Source organism: Oceanispirochaeta sp. M1, from assembly GCF_003346715.1.
In the GTDB taxonomy this organism is placed as follows: domain Bacteria; phylum Spirochaetota; class Spirochaetia; order DSM-2461; family DSM-2461; genus Oceanispirochaeta.
This window is the reverse complement of the sequence record NZ_QQPQ01000001.1, coordinates 49,163-74,846: the sequence shown is the minus strand read 5'-3', so window position 1 is coordinate 74,846 and position 25,684 is coordinate 49,163. Positions and strand designations below refer to the sequence as shown.

Here is a 25,684-nt window from a genome sequence, read left to right as displayed (position 1 = left end):
GTGAGTTCCTTCTACTACCGAAGCCGGTTTACGGCTTCGGTGCTTATTTCGATAAGGCCTAAGGGTCTTATTTAGTGAGGGATACGCGGTATTTTTCCACTTCCCAGTTTCTTATGAAATTGATTTGATCCTCAGGCATAAACTGATACCCACCAAAACTTGAAGAATACACAGCGACCTTAACATCATCCAGAAACAATCTCTTACTCGTCTCAGTGAGGGTGGAACTGCTGTTAAAAGCAAATGCACCCACCCCTTTAACAACGGCAAGGCGGGGATTTACTCCATGTTCCCTGATATAGGCACTTATATCACTCTTCAAAGATTCCACACTGTCTGAATAGACAGGTTTGAAGCCGTAGTAGACGATATGGTCGGGAGTCATGGACAGTTCGAGGGGGGCGAATGCATCCGCAGACTCTGACATCTCCAGAATATCCTTGTTTGCAAAAGCACTGACAACCACAGAATCTTTAATGGAGCTTTTTATAATATTCTCCGCTTTTGTAAGAGAGTCACTATCCACAGAGATCTCTTCTGTTGATGGGAAAGTCCTGATTTCGGCTTTGATGACTGTAAACATATCTTTATAGATAGAATCTATTTCCTCAACTGAGTTCGCTGTAACAAAAACTCCATGATTCTGCAGAAAAATCATCTGTGGAAAGTCATTTCCCCTGGCTATGTGCTTTTCAATTTCAGATTTCACCTCTTTGGCAAGGATATAACCGGGATTGATAATAGGAACCCAGATTGCTTTTTCTTTAAACAGTTTTTCTATTGTTTCAGCACCTTTCCGGCTGCATGTGATTCCATTTACCAGAGTGGGATGGGTATGTACAACATAACTGAAGGGCAGAAGAGCATGTAACAGGGTTTCTACACTGGGTCTCTTATCCATTTCTGAAGGAAATCGGGAGGCCATGAGGTCTACCAAAACCTCTTCCTCTCTCTGATCCGCATCCTCGGAATAGGTTCTGGACCAGATTTTATCAAGCTTAGGGAGTTCAACCTTTACAAATCCCTTTTCTTTAATGGTAGCCAGCTCTGTGCCGGACCCCTTCACATACATATATTCATCGGTCTTCCAGGATGTATTACCACCTCCGGCAATTACATACTCCATATCAGTTCCATAGGCATTGGAAATGGCTATCAGTTTATCAAGGCTCATCTACTGTCTCCCTGATAGTTCAGATTTTTCATAAGCCATTACATCAGCAATCAGCTCACGATCTGTAATAGTTCCGGATTCCTGACAATAATAGTCCCAGATAATGCCGAAGGGTTTTGTTTTAGACTCTTCCAACAGGGCCATCCTGCCAAAGTTATTACCATCCTCTTCAAAGGCTTTAAGCCGGGAATATGGCTCAAGAAGAGCATATAGCAGGCCTTTCAGTGAGGCTCTCGCACCCACTGCCCAGGCTCCGATTCTATTTAAAGTACCGTCAAAGAAATCGAGACCGATATATGTATTATTGATTTTCCCGGAACGGACAAGTTCCTGCATCAGGGCATAGATATCATCATTAAGATTTACAACATGATCAGAATCCCATCTTACGGGTCTGGAAACATGAAGGAGAACCTCATCAAGATACTGGTATACCGATGAGATTTTGTCGGCTATGGATTCGGTGGGATGAAAGTGTCCCATATCCATACAGAGAAGCTTGTTTCTGGTAAGGGCATAACCCATATAGAACTCATGAGATCCTACAACAAAGGATTCACTGCCGATTCCGAACAGCTTGCATTCAACTGCATCCCTGATCTCTTTATCATTAAGTTCATGTGAATATATTTTGTCTAATGTTTCCTTAAGAATGGTTCTGTGATCCATACGGCAGACGACATTGTCCTTGGCTCCATCGGGAATCCAAAGATTGTGAACCGAGGGAGATCCCTGCTCTTTCCCGAAAAAGGCTGTAATGTCACGGGCCCTGTTAACATGATCGATCCAGAATTCTCTTACATCTTTATCTTTGCTGCTTAAGGTAAAACCGCTTTCGGCCATAGGGTGGGAGAAGCAGGTGGCATTGAAATCCAGCTTAACTCCGTTTTCACGTCCCCAATCCACCCAGGACTGAAAATGCTTAGGTTCTATCTGATCTCTATCTATTTTTTTACCATGAAAGTCTCCATAAATAGCATGAAGATTCAGTCTGTGTCTTCCTGGAAGAAGACTGTACATTTTCTCAAGGTCTTTTTTGAGCTCATCAGGATTTCCTGCTTTACCGGGATAGTTGCCAGTTACCTGAATTCCCCCGCCGGAGAGAGTAGAATCAGGAGTTTCAAATCCTCCGACATCGTCTCCCTGCCAGCAATGGACTGACAAAGGAATATTCTTTAATTTTGCCAGTGCTGTGTCTACATCAACACCCAGTTCCGCATATTGTTCTTTTGCATAATCATATATCTGACTCATGGTTTAATCTCCTAATACAAAAAGATTACTCCCGATCCCCAGATCCAACCTTGAGATTTCCTTCATTTAATAGCACAATACAGTCATGTATGAAAAACACCATCTTATGGGAAAAGAGTTCTTCAAACCCAATGAGATCAAGATAAAAATCCTTCACAGAGATCCTCAGCCCGAGTATCCTATCCACACTCATGATTTCTCTGAACTTGTTTTAGTACTAAATGGTCAGGGGACTCACTTCACCCGGAAAAATACATTTCAGGTGGGGAGAGGAGATCTGTTTGTAATAAATGGAGACCGGGCACATGGTTATAAAGATCTGAAAAATCTTAAATTGATTAATATCCTTTTTGATCTTAAAAGACTGCATTTTCCGGATTATGATATCCACAAGTCTCCCGGTTTTCACACACTCTTTACCATTGAACCCCTGATGAGAGAGGATTCAAAATTCTCAAGCCGCCTCAAGCTCACTGAGACTCAGATAGGGGAGATCAAAGAATTCATTTTAAAAATGGAAAAAGAACAGACCCTGCAAAAGGAGGGATACAGTTATCTGACGGCAGCGCTGTTTATGCAGATGATCACCTACATATCCCGAATTTACTCTGAGAATTCTCAATGGGATAAATCAAATCTATATACTCTGGGTGAAACTATCAGCTTTATGGAAAACAACCTGGACAGAACTGTAAACATAAAAGAACTGCTGAAGATCTCTCATATGTCGGAAAGCAGCCTTTTAAGGGCCTTTAAAAAAATAACCGGAACATCTCCCCTGGATTACCACCTGAAAAAACGGATGGACAATGCCTGCTCACAATTAAGAAATTCAGACACAGCCATTACAATGCTGGCTTATGATCTTGGGTTTACCGACAGTAATTATTTCTCCAGGTTATTTAAAAAAATAATTGGAGAAACTCCAAGAGATTACAGAACTAAATATAAAAAAAACATCAGTATAACGAGTTGATAGCGGATCTTCATGGATTCATCATAAGCGTATAGTCAGTTTTTTGACAAGAACAGATATTTCAAAATCATGGTTGACCTCTAACGGGTCTATTTTACCATCACAAACTCAGTTTTCTTCAACTCTGAACTTCTTCCTTCTAATTTAGAGACTAACTCAATGGGTGGCATGTATTTTGCTAAATAGATAATAAAAGATCAAAGGATGAATAAATGAATAATATAGCAATTCTTCTGGTGGCTCTGACTGTGCTGCCCCTGCCCCTGCTCACTGCTCTCGGCAATCCAGATGAATTAGTGAAAGAGGGTATGATAATCGAAGTGGACAGCCTGGATAAGATTTCAACGTCCAGCGATTGGGAACTGATCATCAAAAAAGGCAATACATCAGAGCTGTTCATCGAAACAGTGGGCAGCAGTCGTAACTATGTAGAATACCGGGAGGGAGAACTGAAAATGGGAGAACGCCCGGGAATCGGATTCAGCTTCAAACGAAGCAGGGCGATCCTAACAGTTCCGGAACTTTCGGCCGATCTGAACGCCTCCAGCAGCAGTGATATCTTAGTCAATTTAACTGTAGAGGCTAAGAGTCTCAATCTCACAACCAGTTCCAGCGGCACCATAGAAATGGCTGAAGTGCTTTGCTCATCCCTGGAATCGAAGTCCTCCAGCTCCAGTAAAATAGTCCTCAAACAGCTGAAGACTGACAGTGCATCAATCAAAGGAAGCAGTTCCAGCAAGTATTTCATAGAGAATGGCAGCTGCCGTACCATCACCACATCATTTTCAAGCTCCAGCCGTATGCTGGCTGAAAATTTCATTATTGAGGAATCCATGAATATTAACGGCAGCAGCAGTTCATACCAGGAGTTCTCAATAAATGATAATATTGAGGCGAAAGGTTCACTCAGCAGTACAGCCAAATTGATTCTTCATGGGAACCCTTCTGCAATGGCCTTACAGAATATTAAAACCAGCTCATCAGGCCGCTATGAAATAAGATGATTAATGTACCGGGATTTTTATCCTCATAGGATCTGGTAGTTTCATTATCAATAAGGCATTATAGTTTTTTTAGAGTGTCACTAAGTGTTTTGACTTTCTCATCCAGGGGCATATCGATCTCCAGGATAATTCCGTAATCCGGTTCTTCCAGAGCTTCAAACTGGCTCTGAAGCATGTCAGATTTTTGATAATGTCCCTGTCTTGATTCCAACCGTTCATAAATCGTCTCGAAACTGCCTCGAAGATAGACCCAGTTTACAGGCTCTGATAGACCATCCTGGAGAAATCGGCGATATGATTCCTTCAGGGCGGAACAGCTGAATACAGCCGATTCTCCCGCAGTCTGACATGCCATAATCTTATCTTTTATCAGCTGAAGCCAAGGCCAGCGGTCATCATCGTTCAGAGGAACCCCGGATCTCATCTTTTTAATATTAACTCCGGGATGAAAGCCGTCGGCCTCAAAATAACCGATTCTCAGTTTTTCCGCACATCTTTCACCGAGAGTGGTTTTACCACAGCCGCTTACACCCATAATTACTGCAATCATGATTCAGACTCCTGGAAATTGGATTTCAGAGCCCACAGTCCCAAAGCCGGATTGGAGATATAGAAGATCTCTTCTCCATCAGCCAAAGTATTCCAACCCTCAGTTAGAGAGCTTCTGTCATAACGGAGTTCATACTCATTGAGTTCTCCGTAATTCAGACCAACCCCTTCAACTTCTTCTCTGCTCAGTTTTCCGGGACAGTAGGTAATATTGAATCTTCCTTCTGAAGAACCGTGGATCAGATGAGCTGCAACTGAAAGATTATCAGCCATATCGGGACGATTCTCGACACAGTCCATCACATAGGGAGTTCCCTTATAACCGAATTTTCTGATAAGAACATCCATCTCTTTATTCTCACCAAAGCAGTGAATCCCCGGTGCCAGGACGATGAGTTCTCCTCCGTCGGCAATAGCCATACGGGTTCTGTATATACTCTTATTCCCCAGCCATGTACTGCGGAACTCATCGGGGCTGAGAAAGACAACAACCTTTTTCGGTGCTTTCTCCAGCAAAGTGATATTCAGCTTTTGAGACAGGGCTGCTGCTTTCATATAGCATTCACTGTCATCTCCTGCAAATAGACCATGCATTTCCGGCTGGCCGAGTAAATTGGGGGCAACCACTGTCTGAATATAGACAATAGGGAGGTCTTTACAGAACTTCTCCGCTCCCCGGTTGAACAGCTGACGCACAGGAGTATCAGCCCGGCCCATGATGCTTTCCATATTGCACACGGCACCCAGAAAATGACTCTTGTCTATGGCTTCCTTACCGCTTATCCCTACAAGAATATTCTTGGTGAAGTTTGCCATTCCCACAACTTCATGGGGAACAACCTGACCGATTGAGAGAATAAGATCCCAGCGCTCATCCACGATCAATTTGTTTACCTGAACAGGCCAGTCGCAATCCAATTTACCGCCGGAGATTTCCTTCATCTCATCACTGGAGATTCTTCCCAGTTCAACCAGGGAATTATGCCAGTCATGATCCAGTATCAATGACTGGGGCAGCTCCCCGAACATACGCCTTTGTTCAGATTCAGTCATGGGAAAATGAGTTCCCAGAGCCGGAAGAACGGCCTTGACCTTATCCCCTAACATCTTCCAGGCCATCTCGGTCAGAAGACCCGCACCCGAGTGAAAACGGGTAAAATCGGGGGGAATGATAAGCACCCGCTCTGCATCGGGATAATGAGCCAGTACAGACTTGAGAGCCTTTTTCATATCTTTACGGTTCAGGACCGTACTGGTGTAATCTGAAGTATAATAAAGCATGAGTCGTCTCCAGTAAATAAATGATTGATTACATCATATCATTATAGCCTATAAGAGGATAATAAGCATTTATAAATTATTAAGACAGGACTGAATCATAGCAGATATTTATAATTCTGACTGAATCAGATGTCTTGTATAATCATGATCCGGCTGTTCCAGGATCTTATCTCTGGGACCCGTTTCCACAATTTGTCCTTTGTACATAACAGCAATTCTGTCACAGAGATGACGGACAACTTTAAGATCATGAGAAATAAAGAGGTAAGAGAGATTCAGCTCTGTTTTCAGTTCACTCAGAAGATTGAGTATCTGCCCCTGAACTGAAACATCCAGAGCAGAGACAGGTTCATCACAGACAATGAGTTTAGGACGCACCGCTATAGCCCGGGCAATGATAACGCGCTGATTCTGTCCTCCACTCAGCTGGTTGGGATATTTCAAACGTTCAGTAGAGCTCAGGCCCACCAGAAACAGCAGCCGGTCCACTTCACGATCAAGTTCATTTTCGGGAACCACAGAATGGATACGCAGAGCTTCGCCTAAAAGCTCCTCGATTGTCATCAGGGGATCTAATACTGCATTACTGTACTGAAAGATAATCTGTATATCCTTACGGAGAGATCTAAGTTCTTTCTCCTTCAAATGACTGATTTTCTTTCCATCAAAAACTATCTCGCCCTCATTGGCTTCCAACAGACGCAGAATAAGATTACTCACCGTCGTCTTACCACTGCCGCTCTCACCTACCAGCCCGAGAGTCTCCCCTTTATAAAGATCAAAACTGACATCCCGCACAGCATGGATAATCCTTTTTCGGGATAGTATATTCTTCTTCAGAACGAAGTGCCTGGATATATTCCGGACCTGCAGCAATGATTCTTTCATCAGCCTTTCTCCCCGGGAATAAATTCTTCAGTCAAATAGCAACGAACCCGGCGTTCTCCGATTTCTACCATCTGAGGTATCCCGGTGCTGCAGATTTCCTGACTGGAGGAACATCGGTCATAAAAAGGACAGCAGTTTGAAAAATCATGGGGGTTCAGAGGACTCCCGGGAAGACTGTAGAGTTTACTGTCATTGGAATTCAGAGAACGGGTACAGCTGATCAGCTCTTTTGTGTAGGGATGCAGAGGATTATGAAGAATCTCCTCAACACTGCCCTCTTCGAGCACAAGACCACCATACATGATGATCAGGTTATGACAGAGGTACTCCACAATATCAAAGTCATGGGTTATGACCAGAATGGACATATTGGAACGGCGGTTGATAGACTTGAAAAGATCCAGTATTTTCTTCCTTAAACTGGAATCAATTGAGCTGGTCGGTTCATCTGCTATGAGCAACTCCGGCTTTAGAATAATCCCCATGGCAATAAGTATTCTCTGGCTCTGTCCTCCGCTGAGCTGATAGGGGTACATATCAAATATCAGTTCAGGATCTTCCAGTCCTACATTTTCAAGGGTCTCAAGAATCAAAGATCTGGTGCCGGAAATCCTATGTATTCTGAGCATTTCTGTCATTTGACGACCGATGCTTTTATATGGATTCAGAGCCAGAGCCGGATTCTGAAATATATATGATATGGATCGTCCCCGGAGAGTCCGTAACTCCTTTTCACTCAATTCCAGAAGGTTCTTTCCATGAAACAGAACCTCTCCTTCATCAATATGTCCGGAAACAGAAGGCAATAGGCCGAGAATTGAACTGAAGGAAACGGTCTTACCGCTTCCCGATTCACCCAGAACTCCCGTAATCTTCCCTTTGGAGAGCCGGGTATCCACCCCTCTGATTACCTGAAGACTTTTGTCATCATTCCGAAAAGAGACTTTAAGATTTTTTATCTGCAACAAGTCATTCTGCATATCTTCCTGCTTAGTAATTGTTCATTTCGATTGTTTCCACCAGGAGAGAACCAAAATCATCCAGTTCATATTTCCTTCTCTCTCCGGCAACCGTACCCATAACTATATTGGCTATCCCTTTTTTCCAGAACATCACATTGGCCGCGGCACTGTCAGGGAAATAAAATTCACCCCGATAAACAGTCGGGATTTCTGAAGTCCGGATTCCTGCCTTTTTCATATTTATTTCAAGAAGATGAGATAGACTCCAGGCATAATAACGGGTAACAGGAGCCTGTTGACCGTTAAAGGAAAGAGTCTCAAATTCGGTATGCTTAATCCGGTTCAGGTCTATTGAAACCTTAATATCCGATGAATTATATGGAAAACGTTTCATAATATGGGGAAGACCATTCTGTTGTTCGCTGAGAGTTCCGTCTGAAAAAATAAAAATAAAGGAACGTCTGCTCTCATATTCTCTACAGAGAGAATCCATCAGGCTCATATAAAATTGCAGGATTTCACGCCCCTCGGAATCATTGTAGTTATAGCCCATGTTAATAAGAACCGACTCATCCGCCACATCCGGATCTGATCCCCTTTTTATCCCGGCAATGTTTCTGCCGGAACCTTCAGAGTTTTTTGCTCTGGCAATCACCGAAAGCTCAAAATCAGGGTTTTGTCTGACTGCAGCAGCAGTTTCCCCGGAGAGAAGCATGATAAAATAACGGGATTCCAGTCTGGCAATGGAATTGCTGAGAGATTCTCCATATCGGTTTACCAGGAGAATCCCCAGGGGCGAGGCATGAGCGCCCAGCTGATCTGTAATGTATTGAATGGATTCATCGCTGTAATATTCCTTATCAATAAGTACAAACACATCATCATAGCTTGAGAAGTCCTTAATATTCAGCAGATCATCTGTTGATGCATCATAAACAGGACCTTTCCTGCTGTAGCTGCCCAGAGCCAGAAATGAATAATCCGATCCGATCTTCAGAGATAGGGTTTCATTCCCGGAACCGAAAATACATTCGGATGATACAGGCAGAGATACAGGATCAATATCATAATCAAGAAAGTACCCGTCAGTCTCATTCTGTGATGAAGAGAACAGAGGCTCAAGGCCAAGAGCCTTCATCTCTTCAGCGATCAGAGCGGCTGATGTCTCGGCTCCGGGAGTTCCGGCTATCACTTCATTCATGGGAAAAGCACTCATATCATATCGACCGGCATCAAAACGTCCCTCTGAAAGAAATAAAAATCCAATCAGAAGAATAAGAAACAGCACTGCTCCAATGGCTGTTTTCCCCAAAGTCTTCCCTCTCTCCTTCAACCATGCAAAGAATGCAGAAGGATTCAGCAATATTCTGAAAAAAGAGAACCTTCCACTTTCTGTACCCTGTAAATGAGATCTGAATCCTTCTCCCAGAAGATTGAATCCCAGTACCGCAAAAAAGAATGCCAGAGCTGGGAAGATAACCATCCAGGGAGCATAGTAAATCATATTCCTGGCAGTCCCGAGCATGCTGGCCCATTCGGGTTCAAAGCTTATGTTGAATGCCTGAATAACCCCTGCGTCCGTACTTTTTATTATTCTGAGGTTACCCACATAGACACCGAAGATTCCCAGCTGCATCAATAATGAGAGAGCGGCAGATATCTCCATAAAAAAGAGGACAATAATCTCTGTTAATAAATGAGGAATGACATTCTCAACTGCTATCCGCAGACGCCTTTTCCCCATGGCAATTTCAGTCCTGATAAAGGGCTGTTTCATGATATCTTCGGTCCTCTCCAGCATCAGGTTTCCCAGCCTTGCCCAGCCTACCAGAGAGAGAACGAGAACAAAGGCCAGAATAGACTGTACCTTGTCCATACTGAGAAATATATCCTGCTTCAGAATAATGATACTGATAAGGAGAGCCGGAATAGCACTGAAAAGCAGACTGAACTGTTTAATTATGCTGCGGGGAAGTGAATGACCGAATCCGGCAGAGAGAGCCATGGGTAATGCAATGAAAAAGCGCCCCAGAACAATCAGCAGGCTCAGAAGAATCGTGAGGCGGGCACCATAAACAATATGACTCCAGAGATCCCGGCCGAACTCATCACTCCCCAGTGGAAAGTCCGATGACGGAGGATAAGGGGCACTTTCAAATTCCAGAACCCCCTGTTCTATACGGGATCTCATTGACTGCAGAGTGTAGGGACTTTTACCGGTCAGGCTGACAGGAAAGAGTATTAATACCAGGAGACACAGGATGATTAAACTGCCCAGGATCAGGGAGGGGTTATTTCTTCTCATACAACTCTTTTTCTCTTCAAAGGATTGATCAGGATAGACCCCAGACGGCCGGCAGATGTAATAAAAAGATGAAGCAGAGCCACCGTCAGACATAGGGAGATAAAACTACCGCCGTCATGACGGTTATAAAAATACAGAAGGTAATAGATAATTCCTTTATAATTGAACAGGTATTCCACAATAATCAGATTTGTCAGCATCAGGGAACTGAGAGCCGAAAATGAATCCAGCACCCGGGACAGGACGGGAGGAACCAGCTCATAAAAATAAATATGAACTTTGCTTAATCCTTTAGCTCTGGCATTCCGGATATATTCTCTGGACATCTCCTCTTTTATACAGATAGATGTAATTCTGGAGACATAAGCAGCAGGAAGCAGAGATAATGTCAGCAGCGGCAGGATGAATTCCTTAAGATTAATAAGATCATTGAACACGGGAAAATTCCGGGCAATAAACACATATAACCACAAGCCGGCAATAACAATGACAACATCGGGGACAGAGGCAGAGATCAGAGTCCCTGCAGAACGGAGAATGCCCCGGTTCCCCTCATGCCAGCTCTCAAATACACCCCTTCCCATTCCCCAGAGAAGAGAGAGAAGCATTGAAAAAGATAAAAGCTTCAAGCTGCTTAAAGTAGAGGAGAACACCACTTCCAGAAGACTGCTTTTACTGGCCGTGGTACCGACATCAGAGACAATAAAATCCTTGATGAAGAGTACAGAGTTCTTGACTGAAAGATAGGAGGAGAAATTACTGACAGTTTCACCGTTAACTCTGCGGAGGCTGCTGTCCCCCGGCAGATGAACAATGAATACCAGAAGAAAGACAGCCAACCCTACAGGAAGCAGATAGTAGACCATTTTTTTCAGAAGAATTCCCAAAGGATGATAATAGATCTTCTCAATAGAGAGTTCCCTGTAATGAAGATTCGGATAAGAAATATAAGTGGAATTGATCAGATGGCTCAGAAGAATGAAGGCCAGAAGAAGCCGCAGAACAAGTTTTCCCCTGCCCGTCAGATAATCAATCTCTATATCCTTATATATTTCTCTCTTCAAAAAATTGAGTAGAATCAGAGTACTGGATTCCACGGTCCGCATATCTACGGCATCTGACTTGTCCTCATAGTTATTTCTGCTTTGGCCGCTGGAAGTCAACAGCACAGAAGGGACCTTTCTATTGATAAAAGGAAGGGGAGACCGGGTCCCGCTGATACCGAATGGCTCCGTAGGAAGACCGCTGTCCTGAGAGAGATGAATCATCTGAGTTCTCAGAATATCTCCAAATGAGCTGTCGGAACTGACCTGGGTCCGAGGGTCCTTTTCCGCGCCCAGTTTGCCAAGGTGAATGACACTTGTTTTCTCCAGGGGAAACAGAGGGTGATTCACATAGTGCCTTGCTCCTGCGGCATTATTCTCCTCTCCATTCCAGACAGAAAACACAATTGTCTTATAGGGGAGATTTTTCTGGGCACTGAGAACTCTTATGATTTCCAGAAGGACAGCCAGACCGGAAGTATTGTTTACGGCTCCAGGAAAATACTCAGATCCCGGTCCCCTGCCCAGACCATCTAGAGATGCCGATATCATCAGAATACGATCTCCCGAACCACGCCCCTCCAGCATTCCCAGAATATTGGCCGTCGGGACAGGGGGAAAGCTGATATCCGATTCAAGAACTATATGGTGAAGAACAGCCATCGGATTTTTCTTGCTGAAAAGAGAATCGATTCCTGTTCTGTTTTTCAGGTATTCGTATGCTTCCTGGCTTATACTTCCAATAAGAAGATCACTCCCCTTCTTGTCAGAAAGATCGAGGCTTTTTTCATCAGGCTGTATGGTACGGGGATCATTGGACCAGCTCTTTAGAGAGACAAAAAGGACACCCTTGCCCTGATGATCAAAGACATAGTTGATCTTCTTGTCATCCAGCAGAATGCTCTCCACCACAACAACTCGGTCTTTAATCCCTGAGGGATCTATATTGTAAAGATTATGTCCGGCCAGAAGAAGATCACCCGAATAATTGATTCCCCTCCCCCGGCCTGAGGAAAGAAAACGGAAATCGTCATACATCACAAACTGCCTGACCAGATTCCCCTGATCATCATTCACAAGAAATTCCGACTGAATATCTACATCGGGAATAATGGTTGTAAAATTTTGAAAGAATGAACCTCCGTAACCAGCCGGTACTAACCCCGATGCTTCAAAGGCTTCTTTCACATAAGCCATTGCCATTTCATTCTCAGGGCTGCCGCAGCTTTTTCCTGCAAATTCAGATGAACTGAGAATTTCAATATCCTTCCGGATTCTAAGCGGATCAAAGGCATTCAGATTAAAACGATTACCCTTCAGCCGTATATTCACAGAGAGGATCACTGCCAGTATCAGCAGAGGAAGAAATATTATACGAAGGATTTTTACTGCATGATTCATAGATTCCCTTCAGACAATAGATATATCAGCATTCAGTATTATAGCAGAAGGTTTGTGATATGAAGAGAAGAAAAAAAGAGCAGTTTAAGAAATCGATTCCCCCCAGGAGGTGTTTAATGCTTAGCATAGATGCATTTATAAAATGCTTGACTTGAAAATAGATCAATCATAGATTTTAAATCAATACATTCAAAATAATTATCTCACAAGGTAGTTCATTTTTCATCAGGAGAGAAGGTATGGAAGATCATCCAGTCAAAAAACAGACAGAGATGGAATCAGATATGAATAAGCTGTTACTTGATGATGATATAAACAATATATTTGAGAGTACTCTTGAGAGTGAAGTTGAGAACTTTGCGGAGATTCCCGAGAGACAAGTTGAAGAGCAGTCAATAGACAGTAAAATAGAAATTACAATATCACAGGATGAAATGCTTGTTACTGCAGATCTGTTTCCCCCTCTGGGATCTGGAAAAGTCCTGACAGCCTTTGATGTCTTTGAGCAGCTCCATGGCTTATCCATTACTGAGAACGCAATTTGCAAAAAAAAAGTTCATAAGTATATCAATGAAATTGAAAAAGAAAGAAAAGTTTATAGAGAGATAACCATTGCCAGGGGGACTCAGCCCACCCCTCATATCCCATCCTATACACAAATTATTTATGATTTCAAAAATTGTCAGTCAGTAAGCCCGGAAAAAACTGAGCATGAAAATAAAGCACAGGTAGATCATAAAAAGTTTTCATCAATATGCATCATCAGAAAAGGAACCCTGGTTGCCAGAAAATATGATCCGATAGAAGGGAAGAATGGAAAGAGTGTCACAGGGGAAGTCATACCCTTCCAAACTGCAAAAATAAAGGATATCAAACTAGGCAAAAATATAGAGCTCCTTGAAAACAATGATATTGTAACTACAAAGGATGGGGAAATTGTATTCAATAAGAATGAATTATCTCTCAACAATATATTGAACCTGAACCAGGGAGTAAGTTATAAAACCGGACATATCAAATTTCCTGGTACAATAATCATCAAAGGTGAAGTAGAAGATGATTTTAATATCATAGCTGAAAATAATATCTATGTTCACAATGCACTGGCTGCCTCAAATATTTATTGTGGTGGGAATCTGATTGTTGAGAATGGTGGAATCATCGGTCGTAAACACAACAAAATAAAGGTTGTTGGATCTGTAAAATCTCTCTATGTGGAAAATGTGATAATTGAAGCACTGCAAAATATATTTATTGAAAAGAGTGCTTTTGGTTCAACACTCTCAAGTAACGATACAATTACCTTTGGAGAGAAGAGTAAACTGATAGGTGGAAAGGTTTATGCAAAGAACGGCATAAATTGTCATGACATTGGAAATGAATCAGGAGCCATAACAGAGATATACTGCGGAGATGACTTTGCAATCATTCACAAGTTATTCCTTATCCGAAAACACCGTGAAAAGCAGGTTATAGAGAAACAAAAAATATTAAAAAGAGATCCTTCTTCCAAAACAGATGATATTGATCTGATTATCCTGAAATGCGATATGAGCTCAGATAAGATACTGCAGATGATGAAGTACAACGAAGAAGCAAAAGTACATATCATCGGCAAGGCTTTTCCCGGAACTGTTATTGATATATGTCATATAAAACACACAGTAAGTGACGCTGTAAGTAATGGCTTTTTCTATCTGAATAAAGAAGACGGAGCCATACACTTCCAAAATCATATCTAGTATTTAAATCCCGGAAGTCTCAGGTCACCGGGACTGTTCTTTGAACTGAATCAGAACAGCTCTTTAAATATCTCTTTTGCAGGGCCCTTATACAGAGGCTCCTTCAGTTTGCCATTTTGGGATATTGCAGAAACCGGACAGAAGTTAAGACATCTGAAACAGACCTGACAATTTTCAGTATTAGTAAATTCTATTTTATCATTATACTGGATTACTTCGGCAGGACAGGCGTTTACACATTTCATACAGCTGATGCATTTTTCATCGGCAATAAAACCGGTCTGATATTCCCTCTTCATTTTCTTCTGAAACAAAGGCCTCTGAGATAGTCCAAGCATTGTGTGAAAGGGAGTATTATCCCCGATACGTCTTTTATCATTCACAATATTCATAGCAAGTTTTTCAAGGGTCCTTCTTGCCTTACGGAGATGTTTTTTTTCATGCACTTCGTAGTCTGCTGACTGAAAGAGAGGAGAGCCGGCCAGGGGTAGATTATTTGGCATATTGATCTGATATCCCCAGTTCTGCTTATAGCCTTTCTTCTTAATGACCTTATACATAATTGAAGATCCGTCACCGGAAAACATCATCTGAGTTGCTATAACCCCCAGCTTCTGTCCATTTGCATCAGGAAGGAAATTAATAAAATCTCTCATTTGATCGGGCATATCTGAGCCGTATACAGGATGGGCCAGAATAAGAACATCACTGTTTTTTATCAGTTCATCCCTCTTGTCATCTGCAAGTTTTGTAATAGATACAATAGTCGAATCCCAGGAATACCCTTTCATCAACTCTGCCAGATGATGGGAAACATACTTTGTGTTCCCTGTACCGCTGAAGTAAAAAATTGATATTTTATTCATCCACTTATTCCTTTGCTTATTCCATTATTAAGGTAATCAAGAATCATTTTTTTCTGGAGATTCCAGCACCTTATATACTCTTTATTTTCCCTTTCCAGCATGGAATGGAGGTTTAATCCATCCAGGGATGCAATGATCAATTTAGAGATTGTGATGCTGATTTCTTCCGTAATCCCGGGACTCTTAGTCTTCATAAACAGTGCTGATAATCTGCTGATGCTGATAGACTGAAATGATTTAAAACTATCGAAATATTCTTTTTTAAACAGTCCTTCTGAAAAGAGGGAAAAAAAGACTCTCCCAATCATCTGCGCCTCTCGGTCTTCTGAAAAAAGAGTCTTTTCAAAAGAGGAGAAAATGCCTTCAACACTATCTATATTTTCATCATATATTGATTCGAGCATTATCCCCTTAATGACTTCCATCACTGTCAGCGGAATTTCTTTCGTTGATTTGAAGTGATGAAAGAGACTGCTTTTACTGATTCCCGCCTCTTTCGAGAGCTTCGAAGCCGTTAATCCGGAAATACCTTCCCGGGAAATAAGTTCCATCGAACTATGGAGAATCCTTTCATAGGTCTCCTCCCCTCTTATTACCCTTTTATCTTTCATAAGCATAATATACACTTGACCGATCGATCGGTCAATTAAAATAAGTCAAAGCTCTTGAACCTAAAGGAAGCAAAGGGTTTAATATATAAATCAGGAGGAAAGCACATGAAACGAATTATTATTAAAAATGCATCAGCCATTGTCAGCTGTGATTCTGATGATCATATCTATAAAGACTGCGATATTCTGATCGAGGGACCGAAGATCCTGAAGATTGAAGAAAATATAGAAGATTCTGAAGCTGATATAATTTCAGGTAAAGGCAAGTTCATCTATCCGGGTCTCGTAAATACACATCACCACTTCTTCCAGACATTCGTTAGAAACCTGATGGCTGTGGATTATCCTAATATCACCGTAATTCAGTGGCTGAATGAAATTTATGAAATTTTCAAAATGATAGATTCAGATGCTATCTATTACTCCTCCCTTACCGCGATGACAGATCTTATAAAGCATGGCTGTACGACAGCTTTTGACCATCAGTACTGCTTTCCAAACACTACAGATAAAAAACTGGTGGACCGTCAGATGGAAGCCGCCTCCCTTCTGGGCATCCGCTATCATGCAGGACGTGGAGCCAATACTCTCCCCAGGGAAGAAGGCAGTACGATCCCCGCAGAAATGCTTGAAACCACGGATGAGTTTCTTTCAGACTGTGAAAGGCTGATTGATTTGTATCACAATCCTGACCCCTTCAGCATGAGTCAGATAGTCATAGCACCCTGTCAGCCGATAAACTGTTACAAAGAGACATTTATAGAATCTGCTCGACTTGCCAGAGACAAGAATGTCCTTCTCCATACACACCTGGGAGAAGGAGAAAACGAACTGATGCTGCAGCGCTGGGGAAAACGGACTCTGGACTGGTGCGAAGAGACTGGTTTTATAGGACCCGATGTATGGTATGCACACGGCTGGGAACTGCTGCCGGAAGAATATAAAATAATGGCAGACAGCGGCACAGGGCTTTCTCACTGTCCGGCACCTGCCACTCTGGGAGGGTTTCCTATTCTGGATATCCCCGGAATGCAGAAAGCCGGGATGAAGCTGAGCCTGGGCTGTGACGGCTCGGCAACGAATGACAGTTCAAACCTTCTGGACAGCCTGCGAATGGCTTACCTGATGCAGTGCTTCCACAGCAAAGAACGAGGTGGCAGCCCGTCCCCCTACCAGATGCTTAAAATCGCCAGCGCCGATGGTGCAAAGATGATGGGACGTAATGATCTGGGCAGCCTGGAAGCAGGAAAAGCTGCGGACCTTTTTATGGTGGATATGTCCCGCCTGGAAATGGCCGGAACCACCCATGATCCGGCAAATCTTCTGGCCAGAGCCGGAGTTACGGGAGAGGTCTACCTCACAATGATAAACGGGAAGGTAGTCTTCAGAGAGGGAGAACTCATCGGAATTGATGAAAAACGTCTTTTCAATGAAGCAGAAAAGTCCTGCAATTCGTCTATTAGGGACAGATGTTCAGCCTATAAGAATACTTAAAGAGAGCTCGATCTTTCATCGTATAATTTGAACCTTACAAATTTCTTACAAAGCTTTTACAGTCAGCTGAGCCGCCGAACTCAGGAGGCAGATAGAATCAGAAGTATATTCATATTATGAGGGAGGGAAGAAAATGAAATCTTCCAGATTAATTAAAGGGATTATGCTTCTAGTAATTTTTTCTTCTGCTGTTATGGCTCAGGCCCAGAGTGTTGAGCTCAATGTATCTGTCACCAATTCATGGCTGATTGCCGATGAAAACCAGAAAACATATCTTAAAGTCGGCTTAACAGGATTTGAACTGACTGGAAACACAGAACGAACGGCTTCTAATATTGCGATCGTCATGGACAAGTCGGGCTCCATGGATGGTGATAAGATTGAAAAAGCCATCGAAGCCGCCATGCTGGCCGTAGATATTCTGGGTGAGAATGATATTTTATCAATTATCACCTACTCCGACTATGTAGATGTTCTGCTGCCTGCAACCAAAGTCAGCAATAAACTCTCTATTAAAAGAAAAATTGCCTCCATTAAATCGGGAGGCAGCACAGCACTGTTTGCGGGTGTCAGCAAGGGTGCCGATGAACTTGAAAAATTCCTTGACAGGAATAAGGTGAACAGGGTTATTCTTCTTTCCGACGGTCTGGCCAATGTAGGCCCTGAAAGTCCTGCAGCCCTGGGAGACCTGGGTTCCTCGCTGAAAAGAATCGGAATATCTGTCACAACCATAGGGTTGGGATTAGGATACAATGAAGACCTTATGACCCGCCTGGCTCAGAAGAGTGACGGGAACCATGCATTTGTAGAAAACTCAAGAGACCTCAGCAGAATCTTTGAGTATGAGTTTAAAGATATTCTGTCTGTAGTCGCTCAGGATGTTACTATTGAGATAGAGTGTAAAGAGGGATTTCACCCCGTAAGGATTCTGGGAAGAGAAGCTGATGTCATAGGTAATAAGGTCTATACTTCTTTGAACCAGCTTTACAGTAATCAGGAAAAGTATTTTCTGATAGAAGTGGAAGTGGATCCTTTTGCAGAAGGAGAATCTGTGGACATAGCCGATGTACAGATGACTTACTCCAATATGGCCACAAGAAAAAAAGAGACCCTCACAGGTTCCGGAGTCATCACTTTCACAAGAAACGATAAAGTTGTGGAAGACAATATAGATAGAGAAGCAATGGTGAATGTGGTAACCCAGATTGCAGCGGAAAAGAGTGAAGAAGCTCTCCGTTTAAGGGATGAGGGAAACATTGAAGAAGCAAAAGCTGTCCTCAATGCCAGTTCGGATTATCTTAAGGAACAGTCAGAAATATTGTCAGCACCGGAACTGGCCGGTTATGGAGCCGAGTACGAGGAAGATGCAGAATCCATAGACGATGAAGAGCAGTGGAATGCCACAAGAAAGAAAATGAAAGATGACCAGTTTGAGCTGCAGAACCAGCAGAGTTATTAAGGGGAATAAGTGAAAAGAAGGCTCCTTCTTACATTCATACTCATTATATTTATGCCCATCACCGTCATGACGGTGATGGCTGTTTCAAGCTATAGGGGTACGAAACAGCAGATTATCACTGAGCATCAGGAAGAGGCTGCGGCAGTTCTTTTAAGCAATGCCCGCCTGCTCCAGAACCGCCTTAATCAGATTGAGACAGAGTTGAACGAGACTCTCCTTGATCCGTCCCTTCCCCACCAGGAACTGCGGAATGAGATGAACAGCAAGAGGCTTGTGAGGCAGGCCTTCATTATTGATTCTTCCAATACCTTTCTATATCCCCTCAAAGAGGGAGAAATCAGTGAGCGGGAAAATGATTTCATTATTGAAGCGGAGGGCATGGAACTGGCTTCCAACCTGCGCGCCCGTTCTTCTCATTCTGAAAATAGATCTATTGAATCTCACTGGTACACCTGGTTTATGGGAGATGGAATCAACTTCATATCCTACCGAATTGAAGAGGGAACTGTAAAAGGGTTCCTTATTGAACGATATGCCCTTATATCCCAGCTGATCAATGTTCTGCCCGTAGCACAGGGGACAGATGAAAGCTTCAGAATCCAACTGACCGATGCCAGGGGAGATGTATTGTATCAATGGGGAGATTACAGTGTCGGTGAGACGGTTGAGCCCCTGCAGGAGTATTCTCTCAAGGAACCCCTTGGTTCCTGGCGGCTGTTCTATTACCACAATCCGGCAATTAACAGTGAAACAGATCTAAGCGCCTTTTCCATGATTCCTGTCATAGCACTGTTCACAATTCTCATGCTTTTACTGGCTATCTATTTTTACAGAGAAAACACAAGAGAAATGAGAATAGCCCGGAACCAGGTAAGTTTTGTGAATCAGGTGTCCCATGAGCTGAAAACGCCCCTGACAAATATCAGACTCTACTCAGAATTATTACAGAATCTGCTTACAGAACCGAAGGAACAGGCCTATCTCGATGTCATTGTTCAGGAAGGGAGCAGACTGGGCAGAATGATCAATAATGTCCTGACATTCAGTAGAGGAGAACGGGGTGAACTGAAGAAAAATATTGAGAAAACAGATATTAATAATCTGATAACAGAGACCCTTAATAAATTCAAACCTCTACTGAAAGAACACGCCATACTCTATGAATTTGAAGAAATCGAACTCCCCCTGATAGAGACAGACAGGGATATGGTAGAACAGATTCTTGTAAATCTCATTGGTAATTCCATCAAATACGGCAGGTCTGGAAAATACCTGGGCATTAGGACTGAAGTGGATGAAAAAAACTGTACCATACTTATCAGCGACAAAGGCCCCGGGATAGGGGACTCAGAGAAGAACAATATATTTCAACCCTTCTACCGCATAGATAATTCATTATCCCAGAACAGCTCAGGTACAGGCATCGGACTGTCCATTGCCAGAACACTGGCAGTAGAATCGGGTTCAATTCTTAAACTGGAGAAATCGACGACTGGTGCCTGTTTTTCTCTGACCATACCCATCAAGGAAGTTAACAATTGAAAATACTGATTGCCGAAGATGATCTATACACAAGGATGGGTCTACAGGAGATCCTCAAGGGTGAGGGTTATGAAACCGTATGTGCAGAGAATGGAGAGGAGGCATATGAGCTTTATCTCAGAGAGCAGCCGGATCTTCTCTGTCTGGATATAATGATGCCCATTGTTAACGGCTATGATCTGTGTAAAAAAATAAGGAAGCAGAATCAGCAGGTTCCTGTTATTTTCATAAGTGCCAAGACAGAAGAGATTGATAAGGTTGTGGGCCTGGAACTGGGTGCTGATGACTATATTGTAAAACCATTTGGTGTGAGAGAAGTGATTGCCCGGGTAAAGGCAGTCTTAAGAAGAAGCACCCCTGCCGCAGAAACAGAAGGAGAAAGTTTCCCCTTCGGGGAGATAACCATAAGCCCGGAAACATTGACGGGCACAGTTCAGGGCAGGGAAATTGAGTTTTCTCCCAGAGAAATGAAACTGCTTAACTACTTTCATCAGAATAAGGGAAAAGTACTCAGCCGGGACCAGTTATACGATTATGGCTGGGGAATGGAATACCTTCCCAGCTCCCGCTCTCTGGATCAATTCATATCTCAGCTGAGAAAAAAAATTGAAGATGACCCGGTCCATCCCAGCCTGATTATCACAATACCTACCGCCGGGTATAAATACCCCTGACAGTAATTCATTCAGGGATATCATTGTTGGATTTCGTTATCTTCCGACTCAATAATTTCCTCAAGGTGCTCGGGCATATCAGAGATTGTCATCTCGGATTTTCTATTTTTTTCCTTATACATATTCATATCGGCCATATGCATTATCTCGTTGAGACTCCTGCCGTCTGATTCATAAACCCCTATACTGAGTCCTATCTGTATGGTTTGTTTTTTATTCATATCATCAAGCTTTGAAAGCAGGCGGGTCTTGAGCAGTTCAGCATCATGTAAGACAGTATCAGGCAATAGAATAGCAAACTCATCTCCCCCATAGCGGCAGGGCATATCAGCAGCCCTGAGATGTTCACGAAGGAAATCTGCTACTGAAATCAATACACTATCACCTTTTTTATGGCCGAAATTATCATTAATCTTCTTAAAACCATCTATATCAATCATCATCACAGAGAAGAAACGTTCAGTCCTTTTACAGCGATCAGATTCTTTCTCATAATATCTGATGAAACTACGGCGATTATTTAGCCCTGTCAGAGAATCTACTGTGGCAATCCTTTTAAGGGCTTTCATATAATAGGCTTTTTCTATGGCAATGGCTGCAAAGTCGGCGATTGTAGTTAACAGCTGCAGTTCCAGTGCTGTAAAGGGCTTTCCATCAATCTTATTGATAAGTTCAATGACCCCAAAAACTCTTTTTCCATTTTTCAGAGGAACTCCGATAATGGACTCTGTATTAAAATGATTCAATTCATCCATATCCGAAGAGAAGCGCTTATCACGTTTGACATCTTCGACTATCAGGGCTTCACCGTTTTCTGCTATCCAGCCTACAATGCCCTGACCACAGGGTATGGTCTGCCCCCGCATCTGCTCCACTCCACTTCCGACAACAATTTCAAATTTCAATGTCCCCGTTTTAGGATTACGCAACAGCAGTGACCAGTATGTGGGCGCAAATATTATTCCGACATGCTTCATCACAGCATGCATTGTTTTATTGACTGTACTGGATGAGCTGATTGCCTTTCCCATCTCCGTAAGAAATGAAAGCCGCACCAGATCATTCAGCTGGTCATTAATATCAGTTTCACTCATATCAACTCCTGAATTTTAAAATAATAACATAATTTAAACAGCATTACGAGTTTCTCTGTTTCCAGACCGTTGCCATGCATCAAATCTATTTAGTCTCTGTAGGGGCAGCATACTGGCTATCAACTTCAATATTGATTCTATTGATCTCATCAATGTTTTCCAGGAAGACCTTAACCAGTATTGGATCAAATTGTTTACCACTTTCTCTCTTCAAGTATTTTAATACACGAGGCTGATCCCAGCCCTTCTTATAGTGACGATTTGAAATAAGAGCATCATAGACATCTGCTACTGCTGTAATTCTGGCCAGCAAAGGGATTTCATATCCCTGCAATCCATCAGGATAGCCTGTACCATCCCAGAATTCATGGTGGGAATAGGCTATGGTTCGAGCGGTTTGAAACAAGATCCTATCTGAGTTTGAAAGAATATCCCGGCCAATGGTTGTATGTGTCTTTATGATTTCAAATTCTTCAGGCGTCAGCTTTCCGGGCTTTTGAAGAATACTGTCCGGAATACCGATTTTTCCAATATCATGCAAAGGGGATGCTGCTTTCAAATTCTGAATATGATCTTCAGACATCCCCAGTTTCCAGGCAATAAATCCGGATATTTCTGAAACCCTTTTAACATGAGTGCTGGTTTCTTTAGATCTTTTCTCGATAACTTCACCCAGGGTTGTAATAATCTGATTCTGAGTTTCTATGAATTCTTCTCCAAGTTGGATAATTTCTTCTTTCTGAACATTAATGATTTTCACCCTTTTCAGCCCCCTGACGGTGGTATACAAAAACTGCCCAAGCAGGACGAATATTAAAATAACCAAAGCAAAAGAAAGCCCATGTATATATAGAAAAGAAGGCTCTTTATTAATAAGGATCGCATCATCAGGCAGTAATGATGAATCTATGCCGAATTTACTTAAAACTTCATAGTCATAAATTGTTTTATACATATCTTCATAATTGGTAATAAACTGTTTCGCTTTACCTTCCAGAAGGTACCCGGTCATTGTTTTCATGGCCACAGTTCCCATTCGATACGAATCAATGACACTGCCCCCGAGAACCCCTGTACCTAATTGGTTATCCCATCCGACAAAGATAGGATTATTCGAAATATCGGAAAGCTCCTGCTCTGCTTTTCCTTCTGAGTAGAGATTATTTCTGCCATCAATTGAATAGGGAGCCAGAAACAACACACTGTTATCTGGTAGACAAGCAACTGAGTTCTTCAATTTGGGGAAACAGCGATGAGTCATAATAGAAAAATCAATGGAACTGCTATAGGATTTCTCTTGTAACAACTTAAAATTCTGATAAGTTTTATCTGCTAAATCGGAACCAAGTATGAGATGAATAGAAGCTGTCTCTGGAAATATTTTTAGGATCTGATGCAGATTTCCCCAGTAATCCGGCCTTTCCAGTATGATACTCTTCAAATTTGGATTCTGAAATTCATAATTATAATCATTGATCCCACAGGCGATAACAGGAACAGCTGGAAAACCTTGATTCCCATACTTCATTATGAAATGAAGGGCATTGTCATCTGATACAATTATGCCGTCAAATTTCATCCATCTATATTTATCAGTTATCAATTTATAAAAAGCATCATAGAAATATTTGCTTTTTGAAAACTGTGTATCCATAAATTCCACATTATAACAGGCCTCCGGAAAGTCCTGTTTAAGGGTATCAAGGATTCCATTATTGATATTATGGGACCATGAGTTTTTAGATGAGTAAGAGTGAAGAATCAAAAAACGGTGAGATACATTGACCTCAGAGTAAATTGTCACGGCATTAATACAGAAAAAGAATAGTATTACATTTTTTTTATTAGTCATTAACAGTCAACATCCATATTTTTTAAATAATAAAAAAAATATATCATAATATTGAATCAATAAACACATATTCAATCACTATCAATTCCAGCTCAGAACAAGAGCGATCTCTCCATATATTCTACCTTGAAGAAGACTCTGACAGCAGTCATTGTTTCAGCTACCTGTAATCGCGGCTGTCAATGACCATTATATGTTTTGAGGAAGGGACCGTTATATTAATATCCCCTTCTGGTAGGGGGAGATAGACCGCTCCTCCAGGGTATAGGTATCCTTTGAAATTGGAATCGGCATATTCAGGTTGAAAATCATATATCTTATTCATAGACTTAAAACCGTATATCCCTTCATCTTCCTTCAATATAAGAGCCAGGTAGAAGCTTTTGAGAATATTGTGAAAGCTGTCGAATTCCGGTACATACTCCTTCATTATCTTGGGAAGACTGTGAGCAGTACCCTGAGGATGGTTAATCATTTTTCTGAATATATCACTGGTTCCCGCCTGTATTTTTAAATACTGCATAAAGAGATAACTTAAAGCGTAATCCTCATCCCTCTCCTCCCAGGTACAGAGTGCTGTTCCCGTCCAGGGAGAATATGAGCTGTCACTGAATACTTCCAGATTTGAATCAATGACTCTCCTCATTACAAATTCTGTAGCACTCTCTGCCAGACCTTCATCCATCCAGAGATCCATCTCTGAATAACCGTGTTTCTGCCTGTTGGTATAATTTATAAGGTGCATATATTCATGGGGGAGGGTTTCCATCATTTCTTTTGAACCAGGGCTGCCATATTCAATATTCATGTAGAGGATCTCCATCTCATTGGAACTCTCCATATGATTTATACTCTCAAGATCACCGGAACTGAAATAACCCAGCATCGTATCATCCAGAAAAGAGTAGTAGAGAATGACAGTCTTACCGTTCTTATCAATATCGCTGGGAGTGCCGAAGGAGCGATCCATTCTGCTGCTTATTCTACGATCAAAGAAACGGCCGATCATCTCCCATTGGGAAAAATTATCAAACTTAGATCCTTTCTCCATATAGATCAGGCAACGGCTGTCTTTATCACCATAGACAAGATTAGCTTCCACTTCATAAATGGATTCCTCTTCTTCAATTAAAAAGATGTGATTCCTGTCATTATGAGTCAAGGAATTACGGGGCTGAAAAGTGTATTGAGGAATGGATTCTGCCGGTGATCCTGATGACCTGTGACCGGATGATTTCTCAAATTGAAGATGGCTGAAAGATCCTATAAAATGAGGCTTTTCATCCGGCTTTGCTGAACCATTTACAATAAGGAGGAAATCATTTCCAAAAATGGAAAAAGGGAGCAGAAAAGAAAAAATCAGAATATTCAGAGCTAATAACCGTTTCATATTTTGAGATATTAACACTCACCCGGATACAGCGGATACTCTTTTGCGACATAAAAGCGATTTTGATTTTTTGAACACATGTATATGAAACTATCTTGACAGACGAATAGGGAATCATTAGCC

At 42.1% G+C, this 25,684-nt stretch carries 20 protein-coding genes; 7 read left to right on the top strand and 13 right to left on the bottom strand.

The window, feature by feature from the left end:
• Positions 1-67: 67 nt before the first annotated feature.
• A complete protein-coding gene (locus DV872_RS00300) occupies positions 68-1,174 on the bottom strand; it encodes a class II aldolase/adducin family protein (RefSeq protein WP_114627828.1) in 1,107 nt (368 codons plus the stop codon).
• Positions 1,175-2,428 (bottom strand): L-rhamnose isomerase, encoded by a 1,254-nt coding sequence (locus tag DV872_RS00295; protein WP_114627827.1) that lies wholly within the window; start codon positions 2,426-2,428, stop codon positions 1,175-1,177. It lies immediately after the preceding gene.
• A gap of 85 nt (positions 2,429-2,513) precedes the next feature.
• Between DV872_RS00295 and DV872_RS00290 the strand changes: the two genes are divergently transcribed.
• Both DV872_RS00290 and DV872_RS00285 read left to right on the top strand, forming a co-directional pair.
• Entirely contained in the window at positions 2,514-3,404 is an 891-nt protein-coding gene (locus DV872_RS00290; RefSeq protein ID WP_114627826.1) for a helix-turn-helix domain-containing protein, read from the top strand.
• Positions 3,405-3,616: 212 nt separating this feature from the next.
• On the top strand, positions 3,617-4,408 hold the full coding sequence (locus tag DV872_RS00285; protein ID WP_114627825.1) for a GIN domain-containing protein: 792 nt from the start codon (positions 3,617-3,619) through the stop codon (positions 4,406-4,408).
• Between the two features lie 58 nt (positions 4,409-4,466).
• On the opposite strand, the gene DV872_RS00280 is transcribed toward DV872_RS00285, so the two are convergent.
• The 6 genes from DV872_RS00280 to DV872_RS26345 form a co-directional block, all read right to left on the bottom strand.
• On the bottom strand, positions 4,467-4,958 hold the full coding sequence (locus tag DV872_RS00280) for a gluconokinase (protein WP_114627824.1): 492 nt from the start codon (positions 4,956-4,958) through the stop codon (positions 4,467-4,469).
• On the bottom strand, positions 4,955-6,238 hold the full coding sequence (locus DV872_RS00275) for a lactate racemase domain-containing protein (RefSeq protein WP_114627823.1): 1,284 nt from the start codon (positions 6,236-6,238) through the stop codon (positions 4,955-4,957). The genes DV872_RS00280 and DV872_RS00275 overlap by 4 nt, the downstream gene beginning before the upstream one ends.
• A 108-nt stretch (positions 6,239-6,346) precedes the next feature.
• The gene (locus DV872_RS00270) at positions 6,347-7,126 is read right to left on the bottom strand and encodes an ATP-binding cassette domain-containing protein (RefSeq protein ID WP_114627822.1); all 780 of its coding nucleotides are present in this window, start codon (positions 7,124-7,126) and stop codon (positions 6,347-6,349) included.
• Positions 7,126-8,106 (bottom strand): ABC transporter ATP-binding protein, encoded by a 981-nt coding sequence (locus tag DV872_RS00265; protein ID WP_114627821.1) that lies wholly within the window; start codon positions 8,104-8,106, stop codon positions 7,126-7,128. The genes DV872_RS00270 and DV872_RS00265 overlap by 1 nt, the downstream gene beginning before the upstream one ends.
• Positions 8,107-8,116: 10 nt before the next feature.
• Entirely contained in the window at positions 8,117-10,393 is a 2,277-nt protein-coding gene (locus DV872_RS00260; protein ID WP_158546758.1) for an ABC transporter permease, read from the bottom strand.
• Complete coding sequence (locus DV872_RS26345) at positions 10,390-12,837, bottom strand: M28 family peptidase (protein ID WP_147283074.1); 2,448 nt, start codon at positions 12,835-12,837, stop codon at positions 10,390-10,392. Before DV872_RS26345 ends, DV872_RS00260 begins: the two co-directional genes overlap by 4 nt.
• 239 nt (positions 12,838-13,076) lie before the next feature.
• Here DV872_RS26345 and DV872_RS00245 point away from each other — a divergent pair, with 239 nt between their 5' ends.
• On the top strand, positions 13,077-14,579 hold the full coding sequence (locus tag DV872_RS00245) for a DUF342 domain-containing protein (protein ID WP_114627819.1): 1,503 nt from the start codon (positions 13,077-13,079) through the stop codon (positions 14,577-14,579).
• A 50-nt stretch (positions 14,580-14,629) separates the two neighbouring features.
• Here the strand turns inward: DV872_RS00245 and DV872_RS00240 are convergent, their stop codons facing one another.
• A complete protein-coding gene (locus DV872_RS00240) occupies positions 14,630-15,445 on the bottom strand; it encodes an EFR1 family ferrodoxin (protein ID WP_114627818.1) in 816 nt (271 codons plus the stop codon).
• Entirely contained in the window at positions 15,442-16,056 is a 615-nt protein-coding gene (locus DV872_RS00235; RefSeq protein ID WP_158546757.1) for a TetR/AcrR family transcriptional regulator, read from the bottom strand. The genes DV872_RS00240 and DV872_RS00235 overlap by 4 nt, the downstream gene beginning before the upstream one ends.
• Before the next feature lie 105 nt (positions 16,057-16,161).
• Between DV872_RS00235 and DV872_RS00230 the strand changes: the two genes are divergently transcribed.
• From DV872_RS00230 to DV872_RS00215, 4 genes are all read left to right on the top strand, one after another.
• Positions 16,162-17,550 (top strand): amidohydrolase, encoded by a 1,389-nt coding sequence (locus tag DV872_RS00230; protein WP_114627816.1) that lies wholly within the window; start codon positions 16,162-16,164, stop codon positions 17,548-17,550.
• A 133-nt stretch (positions 17,551-17,683) separates the two neighbouring features.
• Positions 17,684-19,009: a VWA domain-containing protein gene (locus tag DV872_RS00225; protein WP_114627815.1), complete on the top strand. Its 1,326-nt coding sequence runs from the start codon at positions 17,684-17,686 to the stop codon at positions 19,007-19,009.
• Positions 19,010-19,018: 9 nt separating this feature from the next.
• Positions 19,019-20,551, top strand: coding sequence for a cell wall metabolism sensor histidine kinase WalK (locus DV872_RS00220; RefSeq protein ID WP_114627814.1), 1,533 nt, complete (start codon positions 19,019-19,021; stop codon positions 20,549-20,551).
• Positions 20,548-21,225: a response regulator transcription factor gene (locus DV872_RS00215; RefSeq protein ID WP_114627813.1), complete on the top strand. Its 678-nt coding sequence runs from the start codon at positions 20,548-20,550 to the stop codon at positions 21,223-21,225. Before DV872_RS00220 ends, DV872_RS00215 begins: the two co-directional genes overlap by 4 nt.
• Before the next feature lie 20 nt (positions 21,226-21,245).
• Here the strand turns inward: DV872_RS00215 and DV872_RS00210 are convergent, their stop codons facing one another.
• The 3 genes from DV872_RS00210 to DV872_RS00200 all read right to left on the bottom strand — a co-directional run bounded on the left by DV872_RS00210 (position 21,246) and on the right by DV872_RS00200 (position 25,561).
• Positions 21,246-22,319 carry a sensor domain-containing diguanylate cyclase gene (locus DV872_RS00210; protein ID WP_114627812.1) on the bottom strand — a complete coding sequence of 358 codons (1,074 nt, stop codon included), beginning with the start codon at positions 22,317-22,319 and terminating at the stop codon, positions 21,246-21,248.
• A gap of 85 nt (positions 22,320-22,404) precedes the next feature.
• Positions 22,405-24,171: an HD domain-containing phosphohydrolase gene (locus tag DV872_RS00205; protein ID WP_114627811.1), complete on the bottom strand. Its 1,767-nt coding sequence runs from the start codon at positions 24,169-24,171 to the stop codon at positions 22,405-22,407.
• Positions 24,172-24,331: 160 nt separating this feature from the next.
• A complete protein-coding gene (locus DV872_RS00200; RefSeq protein WP_114627810.1) occupies positions 24,332-25,561 on the bottom strand; it encodes a hypothetical protein in 1,230 nt (409 codons plus the stop codon).
• Positions 25,562-25,684: the final 123 nt, after the last annotated feature.